We start from the raw sequence: 13788 nt of genomic DNA on the forward strand, positions 1-13788 counted from the left end.
GGCGCCCTTGAGGGGCGCCATTTTTTTGGACCTGAAACGCCGTATTACTTGCGCTTCATCGACAAGAAGAACTCGTCGTTGGTCTTGGTGGTTTTCAGCTTATCGATCAGGAACTCGATGGCAGCCACTTCATCCATCGGGTGCAGCAGCTTGCGCAGGATCCACATACGCTGCAGTTCGTCGTCTGCGGTCAGCAACTCTTCGCGGCGGGTGCCGGAACGGTTGATGTTGATCGCAGGGAACACACGCTTTTCAGCGATGCGACGGTCCAGGGGCAGCTCCATGTTGCCGGTACCCTTGAACTCTTCGTAGATGACTTCATCCATCTTCGAACCGGTCTCGACCAGTGCGGTGGCAATGATGGTCAGCGAGCCGCCTTCCTCGATGTTTCGCGCAGCACCGAAGAAACGCTTGGGCTTCTCCAGGGCGTGGGCATCGACACCACCGGTCAGCACCTTGCCGGAGCTCGGGATCACGGTGTTGTAGGCACGTGCCAGACGAGTGATGGAGTCAAGCAGGATCACCACGTCCTTCTTGTGTTCGACCAGGCGCTTGGCCTTCTCGATCACCATCTCGGCAACCTGCACGTGGCGGGTTGGGGGCTCATCGAACGTCGAGGCAACCACTTCGCCGCGCACGGTGCGCTGCATTTCGGTCACTTCTTCCGGACGCTCATCGATCAACAGCACGATCAGGTGAACTTCCGGGTTATTACGTGCGATGTTCGCTGCGATGTTCTGCAGCATGATGGTCTTGCCGGCTTTCGGCGGTGCGACGATCAGGCCACGCTGGCCCTTGCCGATCGGGGCGCACAGGTCGATCACACGACCGGTCAGGTCTTCGGTGGAACCGTTACCGGCTTCCATCTTCATGCGCACGGTCGGGAACAGCGGGGTCAGGTTCTCGAAGAGAATCTTGTTTTTCGCGTTCTCGGGGCGATCGAAGTTGATCGTGTCGACCTTGAGCAGGGCGAAATAACGCTCGCCTTCCTTCGGAGGACGGATCTTGCCAACGATGGTGTCACCGGTGCGCAAGTTGAAGCGACGGATCTGGCTCGGCGAGACGTAGATGTCGTCTGGGCCGGCGAGATAGGAGGCGTCTGCGGAGCGGAGGAAGCCGAAGCCGTCCTGGAGAATCTCCAGCACGCCATCACCGGAGATTTCCTCGCCGCTTTTCGCGTGCTTCTTGAGCAGGGAGAAAATCACGTCCTGCTTGCGCGAACGGGCCATATTTTCTATGCCCATTTCTTCGGCCAGCTGGAGCAGGTCGGTAATCGGCTTTTGCTTGAGTTCAGTCAGATTCATATAGGAATGACGTAATCATTTTATGGAGGGGGGAAATTAAGCTTTTGGCTTAATGAGGCCGCGCCGCAGAGAAGGCGACAGGATCGCGTACTAATCGAAAAGGAATGCGTCGGCGACGGCTTGCAGGGGGCAGTGGAGAAACCAGTGCGGGGCCGAATGTACCACCTGAATTTCTGAGCGTCTAGCCCTGTTTCACGAAAAAACCTGAGATTTCAGTTGGTATAAAAGCGCGGTGCTCTGGATACCGATTAATGAGTCTGTAAAACGAAAAGCCTGAGCCCTTCAGCAATAAGGCGAACCATCGATCCGCCCGATGTCTACATCCCCCTTGCGTCGAGCTGGCACTCGGCCTCAAACCTACTCGGCGGGCTGAATGGGCTAGAATCAGGCTCTTCATGGATTACGGGGGAAGACGCTCTTGATCTTCATGGAAAAAACTCACTATCGCGATGATCGTACGCTATTCGCTTGACGACCTTGCGAGCAGGCTTGGCGTGACGCAATCGGTTAGCGTCCTCGACACAAAACCGATCAATGAGCTCTCGGCCATATTCGATCACAGTACCATGAGTGGCTGAGCAAAACTTTTGGCAACCACCGCAGGTGAGAAACTGGGCGACCGGAGGGATCAGATCGATTTGAAGGGCGTCGCCGTCAGGTTTGATAGTGACGACAGAAAAGCCCTCCCAAAGGAGCAGGAAAGTATGAATATCGCGCATAAGAACGTCGGTGCTGTAGAGGTGTTTTGCTCGCACAAACCTCATAAATCAACACGGCGCTTTTGCTTCTAGCTTTACCGCCATTCCATGAAGAGTCTGGAATTAGCCATACGCATATTGTGAGCCAATCGGACAGGTCATACAAAGCACGCTCCAAAGGGCGGGATTAGGCTTCACCGAAACCAAGTGCTTAAGGTGAAGCGGAGGGTAACTTAAGCAATGCAACTCATGCCATAGCGTCATTTGGGACCCAGTTCAAGTTCGATACGTCCATCCCAATTCTGTATATAACTTCTTGCATACTCCCCCTTGAAATACGCCTCTCCATGCGAATTATCTGGTCTAATCCTTTTGCCTTTCCACTCGGAAAAATCGGGCTCACCGTCTTTATAAGGTGCTTCCAGTTCGAATTTGACCCCGCGCGCAGTAAAACGTAACTCAGTTACCTGCGCGTCCTTATTGAAATTAAAACTACCGTCTAGCCCAACGAGGTCTGGCGCCCCCCAACTTTTATAGATCAAGGAGCACGACCCACTCGGTTCGTCAGCACCAATCACTTGAAACGCTTCATAACGATCTTTCGAATAATAGTTATTTGCTTTCATGAAACCAGAACGGCTCATCTTTTAAACCTCTTCGGCAAAGTAATAATTGCAAAAAAAAGAAGACGCTTTAGCCATAAAAGCCGCCTTCTAATCTGCATTTATGACGACAACCTTAAACTAGCCGTTCTGTCGGGAAAAACACCTGTGAAAGCTGACAGTAATTTATACGCTTTCGAAATAAAAATATTCCTTAACGCTCTATAGGTTTTATAAGCGAGCAGGTATAAGGAATGAGACTACACGCGTCAGGACACTCTTGATGTCGCCTCGAAGACGTACCAAGAGCGCTAAAAAACTGATGAGCTGAGAAAACTATTTCTCCAGCCTCTGAAAAAGCAAATACCCCGACAAGTCGGGGTATTTGCAGGTCTTACATTGACGACGCTTAGATGTTAGCGTCGAGGAAAGCTTGCAGCTGGGACTTCGACAGCGCGCCCACTTTAGTAGCTTCGACGTTGCCGTTCTTGAACAGCATCAGCGTAGGAATGCCGCGCACGCCATGCTTGGCCGGGGTTTCCTGGTTGTCGTCGATGTTCAGCTTGGCGATGGTCAATTTGCCTTCGTAGGTGGTTGCAATGTCGTCCAGGACCGGAGCGATCATTTTGCAAGGGCCACACCATTCAGCCCAGTAGTCAACCAGCACCGGGCCTTGAGCCTTGAGTACTTCGGCCTCAAAGGTCGCGTCGGTGACGTGCTTGATAAGATCGTTGCTCATGGATGTCTCCGGAATGTAAGCAAAAAAAACGTTGCTCATCATAGCTGCCCTTCCCCCGTTCAGGAAGCCGCGTCTGATTGAGTCTTGCTATGGCGCTGCATGAGTGTGGGTATAACCATTCACGACGTGACGGGCGTCACGAATGCTATGCCGGTGCGCAACGCCGCCTTGCTCACGTGTTCCTGCATGGCTTTCTGGGCCGCCGTACTGGAACGCCGGGCCAGGGCGCGCAGGATTTTGCGATGTTCCTGCCAGGTCTCCATGGCGCGTTCCGGCCGGATGAACGGTAGTTTCTGGCTCTCCAGGAACACCTCCGCGCTGGCACTGAGGATGCTCACCATCGCCTGGTTGCCACTGGCCAGCAGGATGCGCTGGTGAAACTCGAAATCCAGCGCGGCGGCCGCGTTGAAGTCACCAGTCTTGATCACCTTGCGCATCGCTTCGACATTGTCCTCCAGCCCGTCCAGCTCGTCGATGGTCAGTGTCACCGCTGCCAACCCCGCCGCAAAGCCTTCCAATGCATACCGCAACTGGAAAATCTCCAAGGGCGTGGCCTGTGCGGCAAAGGGCCAGGCGAATACCGGCGCCTCTTGCCTATCTTGCACGAACACACCTTTACCCGGCTGGACGCTGACCACGCCCAAGGCACTCAGGGACGACAATGCCTCGCGCAACGACGCCCGGCTCACCCCTAATTGCACCGCCAGGTCACGCTGGGAAGGCAACGCGTCGCCCGGCCCGAAGCCCTGCTCCTTGATCAGCTTGCGGATGGCTTGCAGGGCCGCCTCCGGTACGGCTTGGGCGATGGAATTCATAAAAAGCCAGGTTTCCAAGTCACTGTGCAGCTAGTTGTAAAGCTATTTACAGCCGGCCGCAAGCCACGCCCCAAAGGGGCTCGCACAGTTTTACCGACGCCCGAAAAGGGTGCGAAACCGACAACAACTGTTCAGACCAGTAAGACCGCTGCCGCCGAGCAAATCCAAGTGTTGCAGGCCATTACGAGAGGAGTGGCATGGGCTGTGCACTGAGCAAATCCAGAAAATTCCTTCGCCTTTCTCGGAGAGTCGTCATGACCAAGCGCTACAGCGCCCTGCTCCCTGCCCTGTTTGCCAGCCTGATGCTGAGCCAGGCTCCCGCCCAGGCTGATGGTCTGGATGAAATCGTCGCCCGGGGCACCCTCAAGGTCGCCGTTCCCCAGGACTTCCCGCCCTTTGGTTCGGTCGGCCCCGACATGCAGCCACGCGGACTGGACATCGATACCGCCAAGCTGCTGGCCGACCAACTCAAAGTCAAGCTGGAACTGACCCCGGTCAACAGCACCAACCGCATTCCGTTCCTCACCACCGGCAAGGTCGACCTGGTGATTTCCAGCCTGGGCAAGAACCCTGAGCGCGAAAAGGTCATCGACTTCTCCAGGGCCTACGCCCCGTTCTACCTGGCCGTATTCGGGCCGCCTGAGGCCGCCATTGGCAGCACCGATGACCTCAAGGGCAAGACCATCAGTGTGACCCGGGGCGCCATCGAGGATATCGAGCTGACCGCAGTGGCCCCCAAGGAAGCCACGATCAAGCGCTTCGAAGACAACAATTCGACCATCGCCGCCTACCTGGCGGGCCAGGTCGACCTGATCGCCAGCGGCAACGTGGTCATGGTCGCCATCAGCGAACGCAATCCCAAACGCGTACCTGCGCTGAAGGTCAAGCTCAAGGATTCGCCGGTATACGTGGGCGTGAACAAGAACGAGCCGGCGTTGCTGGAGAAGGTCAACCAGATCCTGGTCACGGCCAAGGCTGATGGCAGCCTGGAAAAGAACGCACTGCAGTGGCTGAAAGAACCGCTGCCTGCTGATCTCTGAAGCGGAGCTGACCGATGGCCTACCAATTCGACTTTGTGCCAGTGCTGGCCAATACCGACCTGCTGCTGCGCGGCGCACTGTTCACCCTGGAGCTGACAGCCATCGGCGCGATCCTCGGGGTTGCCCTGGGTACCCTCGGCGCCGTGGTGCGGGCGTGGAAGATCCAGCCGTTTGCGTGGATCTTTGGTGTGTATGTCGAATTGATCCGCAACACCCCATTCCTGGTGCAGTTGTTCTTCATCTTTTTCGGCCTGCCGTCCCTGGGGTTGAAAATTACCGAGTGGCAAGCCGCGGTGCTGGCAATGGTGATCAACCTCGGCGCCTACTCCACCGAGATCATCCGCGCCGGGATCCAGGCCATCCCGCGTGGGCAACTGGAGGCGGCCGCGGCGCTCGCAATGACGCGCGTCGAAGCATTCCGCCATGTGGTGCTGCTGCCGGCGCTGGGCAAGGTGTGGCCAGCCCTGAGCAGCCAGATCATCATCGTAATGCTCGGTTCGGCGGTGTGTTCGCAGATCGCGACTGAAGAATTGAGTTTTGCCGCCAACTTTATCCAGTCGCGCAATTTCCGTGCGTTTGAAACCTATGCCCTGACCACCCTTGTTTACCTGTGCATGGCGCTGATGATTCGCCAGTTGCTCAACTGGATCGGCCGGCGATTTGTGATGAGGAACAGTCGATGAATGAGTTCACCTTGTGGGACATCGTGCGCAACCTGCTCACCGGCCTGCAATGGACACTGCTCTTGTCATTGGTGGCGTTCGTGGGCGGCGGCCTGATCGGCCTGCTGGTGATGACGATGCGCATCAGCCGTAAAGCGTTCCTGCGCAATAGTGCCCGCACCTATATCGAACTGTTCCAGGGCACGCCATTGTTGATGCAGTTGTTCCTGGTGTTCTTCGGGGTTGCCCTGCTTGGCGTGGATATATCGCCCTGGCTGGCGGCGGCAATCGCCTTGACCCTGTTTACCAGTGCTTACCTGGCCGAAATCTGGCGCGGCTGCGTAGACTCCATCGCCCACGGCCAATGGGAGGCCTCGGCCAGCCTGGCCCTGAACCCACTTGAGCAACTGCGCTATGTGATCCTGCCGCAAGCGCTGCGCATTGCCGTCGCGCCCACGGTGGGCTTTTCAGTGCAGGTGGTCAAAGGCACCGCCGTGACCTCGATCATCGGCTTCACCGAACTGACCAAGACCGGCGGCATGCTCGCCAATGCCACCTTCGAACCCTTCATGGTCTACGGCCTGGTGGCCCTCGGTTATTTCCTGCTCTGCTACCCCTTGTCCCTCAGTGCGCGCTACCTGGAAAGGAGACTGCATGCCTCTGCTTAGAATTTCGGCCCTGCATAAATATTACGGTGATCACCATGTGCTCAAGGGCATTGACCTGACGGTGGATGAAGGCCAGGTGGTGGCGATCATTGGCCGCAGCGGGTCGGGCAAGTCCACTTTGCTGCGCACTCTCAACGGCCTGGAGTCGATCAATGACGGAGTGATCGAAGTCGACGGCGAATACCTGGACGCCGCCCGCGCCGATCTGCGCAGCCTGCGGCAGAAAGTCGGCATGGTATTCCAGCAGTTCAACCTGTTCCCGCACCTGAGCGTCGGCGAAAACGTGATGCTGGCGCCGCAGGTGGTACAGAAAGTGCCCAAGGCCAAGGCGGCACAGCTGGCAAAGCAGATGCTCGAGCGGGTCGGTCTGGGCGAGAAGTTCGATGCCTTTCCCGATCGTTTGTCCGGCGGCCAGCAGCAACGTGTGGCCATTGCCCGCGCGTTGGCGATGTCACCCAAGGTGCTGTTGTGCGATGAGATTACGTCAGCCCTGGACCCGGAGCTGGTCAATGAAGTGCTCAGTGTGGTGCGCCAGCTCGCTCAGGACGGCATGACCCTGATCATGGTGACCCACGAAATGCGCTTTGCCCGGGAAGTCGGCGATAAACTGGTGTTCATGCACCAGGGCAAGGTGCACGAAACCGGCGACCCCAAAATATTGTTCGCCAACCCCAGAACCGCCGAGCTTGCCAATTTCATTGGCTCGGTGGAACACCCGAGCTGACCAGCTCAAAGCTGCCTTGCCCTTCCAAGTGGATTTCACTGCGTACCGCCAAGGCGTTGGAGGGCAGTTCGGTTTTGATTTCCACCAGGGCAGTGAGCCGTCGACCGACCACCGGCCGGCCCGCTGCGTGCGCCACCACGGCCTGGCCGGGCAGCAACTGGCCGCTGGCTGGCGCGCCAGACACATGGGCAACCGCCCAGTCGACGGGGCGGCCATCCACCTGGGCATTTTTGAGACTCAACCGGTAACGCCCCTCGCGGCCAAACCGAAAACCCTGCCCATCGGCGGCAGCGCCAACAAAACGCAGGGCCATGGCCGCTGGCTCAATGCAGAGTACATTCACGCTGAGCGAGCGGACAGCCAGCACCACTGTGGTGCTTTGAGCCTCTGCATCCCTGCGTATCGGGCCATAGTCGATGCGCGGCTGGCTCAGTGATAGGCGACAGTTTTCAGCCAACGCATCAGGCGGCGCCAGCAAGGTGCAACACAGCGCCAAGGGCAGGCTTGCGGCCTTAACCACCCCGGCAAACCGCCGATGCGGCTTCATAGAATTTGTCATTGTCTGGCTTGGTTCCGGGGTCAATGTTCAACTGGCAAGTGGAAGAGTCCGGCAATAAAACCCGCAGGCTTTGCGACTCAGTGACGTCGTTGAGGAAAATCATGCCCTCGCCCACTACGCTGGTGAGGAAACGATTGCCTTTGCCCAATACCGAGGCGCCCTGAGGCAATGGCCGGCCATGCTGATCGTTCGCGGTGACCAGCATTCGACGCACTTTCACCACATCGAAATCCACGGTATTGAATGAGCCTCGACCCGCGGCAAGTACTTGGGTGCCGTTTTTCAGGTCCACCTGCCTGGGCAACGATTGGGTCTGCACCTCAACTCGGCTGTTGGTGTAGGCCGGCAGGCCCGCGATCACTGCTTGCCCGCTGAAGTCGGTCCATACCGGGCCTTGAGGGGTCTGGACTTTCGCGGAACCGATATCGCCGACCGAGACGACGCCAAACGTGTCCTGCACGGTATAAGGCGAGAAGGTCAGGCCACCTTCGTGAGCCACGGCACCGCCCTGCAACTGCCCCGTGTAGCTGGTGCCCAGGGGATCGCGGCTGACACCCAGGCCTACCCGGGTATAGCGTGGCAGCAGGTCCACCTGGCCCCGCACCGATTGCTCCCGGGCCCGGATGTCGCGCTCGACACCGACTTCGTAATTCACATACTCGTTGACCCTTTCGCTCAACGCAGTCCCCGCAGTGAACTGGTCACCACGGCGACTGGTGAAGCTGCTTACACGACGATCCCCTCCCAGCGGCACACTGACCTGCAGCCGCAAGGACAGGTCGTTATCCAGGGAACTGCCAGGCCCGCTGCCGGCAAGTGAAGCGTCACGGCGGGCCCGCTTGCCACCCACTTGCGAATCCGCAATGAATGCAACATCGACGCGGCCAAACGCCTTGTTCCATGAGGCGAACACATGCTCGGTAGTTTGCCCGCCAAATTGAGCACTGCGCGTGTAGTTCAGAGAAAATATGCCCAGGATGGCGTCGTTCCAGCTCATGCCCGCCGTGTATTGGTGTTTGAAGTACGAATCCAGATCATCGGTTCTGAGGGAATGCCCCACTTCAGTGACTTCGCGGTAACCGCGCGTCTGGGTGGTTGCGCTGAAATTGACATCGATATTGGCGACCACCGGGCTGCTCACGGACAGGCTGCTACGTGAACCGGACACAGCCTTGTGGCTGTCTCGGGACAGGTTATGTCGTGCGTTTACGGAAACCCGCTGGAAAAACACACTGCTCAGGCTGCCACCTGCCGCCCAATAATCATCGGTACTCAACAAGCCAAAACCCGCAGATGAATCGCGCCCCAGCCCCCAAGTGCCACTGCCCATGGCAATCACCGGTGAGGGGCCCTCTTCACCCGCCGTTCTGCGCAGTTCGCCAAGCGAGAAATAATAGCCAGGCGCCGCCGGGGCAGCCCCCGCGAACGACGCCGCCGGCACAACAAAACTGCGCTTGGCGCCCCGCACGTCAATCACACTGACTTCAAGGTCACTGGTGCCATTGAGCAGGGGCAATCCGCTCAACCGGAACGGTCCTTCGGGCACCAGGGTACTGTGGATCAACACGCCGGACTGGCGCACCTCAACCCGCGACTGGCTTTGGGCCAAACCCTCGACCACCGCATTGTTGCTGCCTGCGGGTGCCCGGGACTGCCCATCGGGAAAAAACTGCAAGCCGGAGAGCTGGATGCCACCAAACAGCGGGTTATTGCTGGACAGTTGGCCCGCCTGGAATGTCGAATGCAACGCGGCAATGTCCCGCTGGGCATAAGCATGCAGGTGTTCAGTGCGCGTCTTGCCGTTGTCAGACACATAGAACTGGCGGCTGCGGACGATCCAGTCTTGCAGGTTGAAACCCGCTTCGGTATAGGCCGACACGAACCGTGTGGGCCCGCTGCGCGAGTGGCTGTCATACCCCAGCACGTCATAGTTGAACAAGGCCGCCGCCCCGCCCCTGGAAAAACTTCCGGCTTCCCATTGCGGCTCACGCAGAGCCTGGGTGGGCACCACGAGTACCACTTCGTCACTACCGGGCCGCAGGCGTACCATCGTCGCCGGGAACTGCCCGAGAAAATCATGACAAGCCTGGTCCGGCGTGACGCCTTCCAGAAGAATGCCCCGGGGCTTGACCAGTCCAGCCTTCTCCAGCAGCCCAGGGGTGAAACACAGCTCCCCCTGTGCGTCGAACCGGGCATCTACCAATCCAAGGGGGTTTCCATTGACGCGCAACCCCACCACCTGGACGCCTTCGCGAAAGCGCGCCGCACTGCGGAAGTAGTCGGAAACCTTGGGGTCTATGCCGTGGGTGGTGAGCGCAGCAAGATCGAATCCCTCCCCGATCTCCAGCGCAGCCACGAGACCCGGCAAGCTCCATAGCGCCGCAAAGCCGATGAGCAACCTGGGCTTGCAAGGCCACGCAGGGGCTTCGACATGATTATTCAGAGGCATCATCATGGGTCGATCAACCCTCATCGGTGTTGATCGGAGCCCGGTAGCTATCGACCGAAAACCCATAGACCGTAGCTGGCTGAATCTGAACTTGAGCGGCGCCGTCCAAGGCCACGTCAACCTTCGCCACCAACACCTCGCCCGGCAAGATGTAGGTGCGCGGCAAGGTGGCCAAGATATCGTTTGGCAGCAGTTGCACATCCGGCGCCAGGCGCACGACATAGGCGCTGTCGTTATGGACGGTCAGTTGTTGCCCCGCCCGCTTCCACTTCAGCAACTCCCAAGGCGTGTGGTGTCGCGGCAGGCCTTGCGGATGCAGGATCAGCGGCAAATTCTGACGCAGGGTAATGCCGATGGTCGCACCACCGGCGGCCCGAGCCTGGGGGATGCCCTCGAATGAGATACGCTTGAGCCGTTGGGTCTTGAGCGGCTCCTTCAAGGTGCTGATGAAGCGCACCAGTTGCGTCTCCCCTGCCTCCACTCGAGTGATAGGCGGCGTGACAATCAGTAGCGGTTCCAGGTCTTCAGGCACGTTTTCAACAACTGAATGAAGCAGCGCCGGCCCCTCGTCAGTATTCTTGATATTGATAGTGGCTTCGCCGTCTTCTTCATACAGCACCACCACCGTTGTTTCCGGCAACATACCGTCTGCCGTGGCAACAGCGCTGAAATAAACACTCCACAGCAACGTACAACTTATAAAAAAACCACGCACTCGGCATTCTCCGCAACTCATGAAGTTGACGATCGGCCATCAACCGCCCACAGAAAAACAGCCAATAAGAAATAATGATTTCTTGATCGGCTGCTTTCAGTTGTTTAGATGTAGCTCAATACCAGCGTAGTGCGACCATCAATGGAAACGTCGCGACTCAGATCCAAGTCCTGAGCCCTGTTGATGACCGCCTTCACTGCAAGTGTGCCAGTCAGCTGGCTGATAGAGGCCGGTGTGATAGTCACGCTGTTACGCCAAGAATATTGGCTTGGCGACTGGGCAACTTTGCCATCACTGTTCTGCCAGGCCCCCACGCCTGTGCGCATGATCGGATGCAGCACCCCGCCGGAAGACCGCAGGTCCCTGAGGGTCACCGAATAACCACCGGTTCGCCGCCCCCCTACCATGCCCAAGCCAAAGTTCTGCGCTTCGGTAAAGCCTGACCCCAGGATACCTGTCACCTTGCTGCCCGCCTGCAGGTCAGTCAGGGTGAGCCCGAACCTGGCAGGCGTGGTGCCGCAATTGATGATCAGGGAAGTGGTCCTCTCCTCGCGCGGGTTGAACGCCGTGCGGGACAATTCGCCGGAACGGATCGTACCGTAGTCAATGATGCCACTGCCGGCCAGGCTGAGGTTGCATGCAGCGGGGGTAATGGTTCCCCTGACGACCAACTGGGCACTGGTGGTTGCCTGGGCACTCAGGGTCGCAGCCAGGCACGCAATGCCTAAGGTCAATCCAATAATTTTTTTCATGTTTGTCCTGTCACTTGAAGTTTTCAGGCGCTCTTTATTTTGGTCTTGGCGACTCCATCGCCCAACACCTTATCTTCCTTAATACAAAACTATAAATAAATAACACCCAGGCAGAATTGCCGAGTGACAGTCTGGCGCCTTGGTACTGAGCAAATGAATCAGACAACACGTCATTTACTGTGGTCCCGGGTTAAATCAAGCAACACCCTTTATCCATTAGTAGAGTAGTCCTGAGCGAGATATCGGACAAAACACCATCCCAACTATTGTAAGCAAAGTCATAGGCATTTTAACGATGGCCTATCGTTAGATATTCCTACACCACTGAAAAACCTATTCAACAGCCAAATGTAAATACCCCCTACAGTTACAATAAATTTTCCCTACAGACAGCATTCGTAAAATTACCGAAGCACAACGCGTTGGCGCCAGCGGTCGATCGTGGCACGATGGCAAGGTTATCGACCGAGATCCCCAAACCATGCCGCAATCCCAAGCCAAGAACCTGTCCTTGATCGCCGCCATCGACCTGGGCTCCAACAGCTTTCACATGGTCGTGGCCAAGGCCCAGAACGGCGAGATCCGCATCCTCGAGCGGCTCGGCGAGAAAGTGCAACTGGCCGCCGGGATCGACGACGAGCGCAAGCTCAATGAAGAATCCATGCAACGCGGGCTCGATTGCCTCAAGCGCTTTGCGCAACTGATCAACGGCATGCCTACTGGCGCCGTGCGCATCGTCGGCACCAACGCCCTGCGCGAAGCTCGCAACCGCAACGAGTTCATCCATCGTGCCGAAGACATCCTCGGGCATCCGGTGGAAGTCATCTCGGGCCGTGAAGAAGCCCGCCTGATCTACCTCGGCGTGTCCCATACCCTGGCCGATACTCCCGGCAAACGCCTGGTGGCGGACATCGGCGGCGGCAGCACCGAGTTCATCATCGGCCAGCGTTTTGAACCGCTGCTGCGTGAAAGCCTGCAGATGGGCTGCGTGAGTTTTACCCAACGGTATTTCAAGGACGGCAAGATCACGCCGGCGCGCTATGCCCAGGCCTACACGGCGGCACGCCTGGAGATCATGAGTATCGAACACGCCCTGCACCGCCTGACCTGGGATGAAGCCATCGGCTCGTCCGGCACCATCCGCGCCATCGGCCTGGCCTTGAAAGCCGGCGGCCATGGTACTGGCGAGGTAAACGCCGAGGGTTTGGCGTGGCTCAAGCGCAAGTTGTTCAAGCTTGGGGATGCGGAGAAAATCGACTTCGACGGCATCAAGCCCGACCGTCGCGCCATTTTCCCCGCGGGCCTGGCGATTCTCGAGGCCATCTTCGACGCCCTTGAACTGCAACGCATGGACCACTGCGATGGCGCCCTGCGCGAAGGCGTGCTCTATGACCTGCTGGGCCGTCATCACCACGAAGACGTGCGTGAGCGCACCCTCAGCTCGCTGATGGAGCGTTACCACGTCGACCTGGAACAAGCCGCCCGCGTGGAGCGCAAAGCCTTGCACGCCTTCGACCAGGTGGCCGAGGACTGGGACCTGGAAGATGGAGTCTGGCGCGAGCTATTGGGCTGGGCCGCCAAGGTGCATGAAGTGGGCCTGGACATCGCCCACTACCATTACCACAAGCACGGCGCCTACCTGATCGAACACTCGGACCTGGCCGGTTTCTCCCGGGAAGACCAACAGATGCTCGCGCTGCTGGTGCGCGGCCATCGCCGTAACATTCCCAAGGACAAGTTTGCCGAATTCGGTAAAGACGGCATCAAGCTGATCCGCCTGTGCGCGCTGTTGCGCTTTGCGATCCTGTTCCATCACATCCGCGGTACCCAGGAAATGCCCCAGGTGAAACTGCACGCTGATGGCGACAGCCTTGACGTGGTGTTCCCCAAGGGCTGGCTGGATGAACACCAACTGACCCAGGCGGACTTCGCCCAGGAAGCGGAATGGCTGACGCGGGTGGGGTTCAGTCTGAACCTGCGCTAAAAAGCACACCGCAAAACAAATGTGGGAGGGGGCTTGCTCCCGATGGCGGTGAATCAGTCAAATTATTCGTGACTGAC

Annotated in this window: 13 protein-coding genes and 1 pseudogene; 5 read left to right on the forward strand and 9 right to left on the reverse strand. The window is 58.0% G+C overall.

Features of this window, described 5'->3' with window-relative positions:
* Positions 1-44: 44 nt before the first annotated feature.
* The 5 genes and pseudogenes from rho to QYQ93_RS28170 form a co-directional block, all read right to left on the reverse strand.
* Complete coding sequence (gene rho, locus QYQ93_RS28150) at positions 45-1304, reverse strand: transcription termination factor Rho (protein WP_003176825.1); 1260 nt, start codon at positions 1302-1304, stop codon at positions 45-47.
* Between the two features lie 549 nt (positions 1305-1853).
* Positions 1854-2023: pseudogene (locus QYQ93_RS28655) on the reverse strand (ISL3 family transposase); the annotation flags it as partial.
* Between the two features lie 239 nt (positions 2024-2262).
* The gene (locus QYQ93_RS28160) at positions 2263-2646 is read right to left on the reverse strand and encodes a hypothetical protein (RefSeq protein WP_338475963.1); all 384 of its coding nucleotides are present in this window, start codon (positions 2644-2646) and stop codon (positions 2263-2265) included.
* A 367-nt stretch (positions 2647-3013) separates the two neighbouring features.
* Positions 3014-3343 (reverse strand): thioredoxin TrxA, encoded by a 330-nt coding sequence (gene trxA, locus QYQ93_RS28165; protein WP_003213989.1) that lies wholly within the window; start codon positions 3341-3343, stop codon positions 3014-3016.
* A gap of 119 nt (positions 3344-3462) precedes the next feature.
* The gene (locus QYQ93_RS28170; RefSeq protein ID WP_043046941.1) at positions 3463-4158 is read right to left on the reverse strand and encodes a FadR/GntR family transcriptional regulator; all 696 of its coding nucleotides are present in this window, start codon (positions 4156-4158) and stop codon (positions 3463-3465) included.
* Positions 4159-4412: 254 nt separating this feature from the next.
* On the opposite strand from QYQ93_RS28170, the gene QYQ93_RS28175 reads away from it, so the two are divergent.
* From QYQ93_RS28175 to QYQ93_RS28190, 4 genes are read left to right on the forward strand one after another with little or no spacing between them, the layout of a single operon-like run.
* Positions 4413-5198, forward strand: coding sequence for a transporter substrate-binding domain-containing protein (locus QYQ93_RS28175; protein ID WP_338475964.1), 786 nt, complete (start codon positions 4413-4415; stop codon positions 5196-5198).
* 14 nt (positions 5199-5212) lie between these two features.
* Entirely contained in the window at positions 5213-5881 is a 669-nt protein-coding gene (locus tag QYQ93_RS28180; protein ID WP_043046939.1) for an amino acid ABC transporter permease, read from the forward strand.
* Positions 5878-6528: an amino acid ABC transporter permease gene (locus QYQ93_RS28185; protein WP_043046938.1), complete on the forward strand. Its 651-nt coding sequence runs from the start codon at positions 5878-5880 to the stop codon at positions 6526-6528. The genes QYQ93_RS28180 and QYQ93_RS28185 overlap by 4 nt, the downstream gene beginning before the upstream one ends.
* Positions 6515-7252: an amino acid ABC transporter ATP-binding protein gene (locus tag QYQ93_RS28190; protein ID WP_338475966.1), complete on the forward strand. Its 738-nt coding sequence runs from the start codon at positions 6515-6517 to the stop codon at positions 7250-7252. The genes QYQ93_RS28185 and QYQ93_RS28190 overlap by 14 nt, the downstream gene beginning before the upstream one ends.
* On the opposite strand, the gene QYQ93_RS28195 is transcribed toward QYQ93_RS28190, so the two are convergent.
* The 4 genes from QYQ93_RS28195 to QYQ93_RS28210 form a co-directional block, all read right to left on the reverse strand.
* Positions 7224-7799, reverse strand: a complete 576-nt coding sequence (locus QYQ93_RS28195) for a hypothetical protein (RefSeq protein ID WP_338475967.1) — start codon at positions 7797-7799, stop codon at positions 7224-7226. The genes QYQ93_RS28190 and QYQ93_RS28195 overlap by 29 nt on opposite strands.
* Positions 7765-10263, reverse strand: a complete 2499-nt coding sequence (locus tag QYQ93_RS28200; RefSeq protein WP_235387801.1) for a fimbria/pilus outer membrane usher protein — start codon at positions 10261-10263, stop codon at positions 7765-7767. The genes QYQ93_RS28195 and QYQ93_RS28200 overlap by 35 nt, the downstream gene beginning before the upstream one ends.
* A 10-nt stretch (positions 10264-10273) precedes the next feature.
* Complete coding sequence (locus QYQ93_RS28205; RefSeq protein ID WP_080888993.1) at positions 10274-10996, reverse strand: fimbria/pilus chaperone family protein; 723 nt, start codon at positions 10994-10996, stop codon at positions 10274-10276.
* A gap of 83 nt (positions 10997-11079) precedes the next feature.
* Positions 11080-11727: a DUF1120 domain-containing protein gene (locus QYQ93_RS28210; protein ID WP_043046934.1), complete on the reverse strand. Its 648-nt coding sequence runs from the start codon at positions 11725-11727 to the stop codon at positions 11080-11082.
* A 481-nt stretch (positions 11728-12208) separates the two neighbouring features.
* Here QYQ93_RS28210 and ppx point away from each other — a divergent pair, with 481 nt between their 5' ends.
* Positions 12209-13711 carry an exopolyphosphatase gene (gene ppx, locus QYQ93_RS28215; protein WP_043046933.1) on the forward strand — a complete coding sequence of 501 codons (1503 nt, stop codon included), beginning with the start codon at positions 12209-12211 and terminating at the stop codon, positions 13709-13711.
* Positions 13712-13788 lie beyond the last annotated feature (77 nt).

The sequence above is a fragment of the Pseudomonas khavaziana genome (assembly GCF_036704165.1).
Classification (GTDB): Bacteria; Pseudomonadota; Gammaproteobacteria; order Pseudomonadales; family Pseudomonadaceae; genus Aquipseudomonas; species Aquipseudomonas khavaziana.

Coding starts and splice junctions, on each gene's coding strand:
- QYQ93_RS28160 (WP_338475963.1), bottom strand. CDS start 2,646: ATGAGCCGTTCTGGTTTCATGAAAGCAAATAACTATTATTCGAAAGAT.
- QYQ93_RS28210 (WP_043046934.1), bottom strand. CDS start 11,727: ATGAAAAAAATTATTGGATTGACCTTAGGCATTGCGTGCCTGGCTGCG.
- rho (WP_003176825.1), bottom strand. CDS start 1,304: ATGAATCTGACTGAACTCAAGCAAAAGCCGATTACCGACCTGCTCCAG.
- ppx (WP_043046933.1), top strand. CDS start 12,209: ATGCCGCAATCCCAAGCCAAGAACCTGTCCTTGATCGCCGCCATCGAC.
- QYQ93_RS28200 (WP_235387801.1), bottom strand. CDS start 10,263: ATGATGCCTCTGAATAATCATGTCGAAGCCCCTGCGTGGCCTTGCAAG.
- QYQ93_RS28170 (WP_043046941.1), bottom strand. CDS start 4,158: ATGAATTCCATCGCCCAAGCCGTACCGGAGGCGGCCCTGCAAGCCATC.
- QYQ93_RS28195 (WP_338475967.1), bottom strand. CDS start 7,799: ATGAAGCCGCATCGGCGGTTTGCCGGGGTGGTTAAGGCCGCAAGCCTG.
- QYQ93_RS28185 (WP_043046938.1), top strand. CDS start 5,878: ATGAATGAGTTCACCTTGTGGGACATCGTGCGCAACCTGCTCACCGGC.
- trxA (WP_003213989.1), bottom strand. CDS start 3,343: ATGAGCAACGATCTTATCAAGCACGTCACCGACGCGACCTTTGAGGCC.
- QYQ93_RS28205 (WP_080888993.1), bottom strand. CDS start 10,996: ATGAGTTGCGGAGAATGCCGAGTGCGTGGTTTTTTTATAAGTTGTACG.
- QYQ93_RS28180 (WP_043046939.1), top strand. CDS start 5,213: ATGGCCTACCAATTCGACTTTGTGCCAGTGCTGGCCAATACCGACCTG.
- QYQ93_RS28190 (WP_338475966.1), top strand. CDS start 6,515: ATGCCTCTGCTTAGAATTTCGGCCCTGCATAAATATTACGGTGATCAC.
- QYQ93_RS28175 (WP_338475964.1), top strand. CDS start 4,413: ATGACCAAGCGCTACAGCGCCCTGCTCCCTGCCCTGTTTGCCAGCCTG.